Here is a 1,533-nt window from a genome sequence, read left to right as displayed (position 1 = left end):
ATCACGTCACCGGCCTCATTGTACTGCCAGAGGGTTTTTGCCCCCGCGCTGTCTTCGCCCGATATTCTTCTGCCGCGCGCGTCATATTCAAAGCGGATTGTCATGCCTTCTTCATGCAGGATTTCTACCGGCTGACCGTCGCGGTTATAGCGGTAAGCGGTTTTGAAGCCGGAGCAGTCGGTAAACGACGTCAGCAAACCAAACGCGTTCCATTCGAGTTCCTGCCTGCCGCCCGCGGCGTCTTCCGTCGCGCAGGGCTGTGCACTTCTATCGTCCGCGTAGTGATAGCGGCGGGTCTGGCTCAGGGCATCGGTTTCAGCCGTCAGACGCCCAGGTTCGTCATACTTTTTATCCACCCGACGCCCGTCCGGCGCAATGGCGGTAACCAGCTGGCCGGCGCCGTTGTAGCTGAACTGGCTGCGCTTCTCGCCGTCGGGATACAGGATTGCGACCAGCGCGCCGTTGGCCGGGTTCAGCTGAAATTTTGTGATGCGCCCGAGGGTATCGGTCTGCGAGGTCAGCCGCCCCTGCGTGTCAAAGGTGCTTTGCGTCGAACTGCCGTCGGCCTGTTCGAGCCTCACAACCCGGCGTAATCCGCACTCGCCCTCGAAGTGGTAGACGCGCACGCGCCCCAGGCTGTCGGTGACGCGGGTCTCGTTTACCGAATATTCAAACTGATAACTCAGGCCGCCGGGATTGACCTGCGAAATGACTTTACCGGAGACATCATCGTAGACGTAGCGCGTTGCGGGTCTTCCGGCGTACTGGTGCGCTATCATCAGGCCGGTATTTTCAGGATGCCAGTCAAAGCGGCGGACGATTTCGCCCGCACGGTCGTAAACGGTTTTCAGCTCGCCGCGCGGCGTGAAGTCGTAGCGGGCAAGAGGTTTGTCGGGCACATCCGGAAAGCTCAGGTCTTTCGCCAGCCAGACCGCCGAGAGACGCACGCCAGAGTCTTCTCCCCAGCCTGTATTTAGCGCAGGGCTGAAGTCTGGAAGCCGCGCCAGCTCGAAGCGAAAACGCCGTCCGGCACTGTCTGTCACGGAGGTAATGTGCCCGGTAAACTCACCCTGCACGTCGCGGTGATAGCGCAGGGTATTGCCGAAGCGGTCGGTTAATCCGAGCAGTTCGCGCGAGGCAGGTAGCTCGTCCTGCGCCGTTTCAGGCAGCTGCACGCCGCCTAAAATCCACCAGGGCCCGGTGGCGTCGTTCGCCACGAAATATCTCTCAGGGTTGTTACGCAGCTCCTGCGGCAGCGCCTGCCACAGTTTGCTGAGCGGATGCGCGTCATTTTGTTTATCGACGCCCCCGCGCGCCAGCCAGAGCTTTTCGCTGTTGCTGAAGGCAATCTGGCCCGGCGGCAGCAGATGAAAATGCAGGCTGCGCCCGCCGTTGTCGTTAAGGATGAGTTCGTCCGCGCCAATTTGCAGGCGGATGTCCGCCGCCGCGGTCCAGCCGGGGCCGAACAGCCCGACCGGCGCGGGCGTATCCGTTTTATAGCTGCTGTACGAACGGCTGAGCACAAACGGCAGC

At 61.3% G+C, this 1,533-nt stretch carries 1 protein-coding gene; it reads right to left on the bottom strand.

Features of this window, described 5'->3' with window-relative positions:
• Positions 1 to 1,533, bottom strand: a 1,533-nt coding sequence (locus J1784_RS00390) for a DUF6531 domain-containing protein (RefSeq protein ID WP_238485318.1), incomplete at both ends; no start/stop codon positions are given.

The sequence above is a fragment of the Rahnella ecdela genome, from assembly GCF_019049625.1.
Classification (GTDB): domain Bacteria; phylum Pseudomonadota; class Gammaproteobacteria; order Enterobacterales; family Enterobacteriaceae; genus Rahnella; species Rahnella ecdela.
The sequence above is the reverse complement of the archived record's forward strand: the minus strand, read 5'-3'. Positions and strand labels throughout refer to the sequence as shown.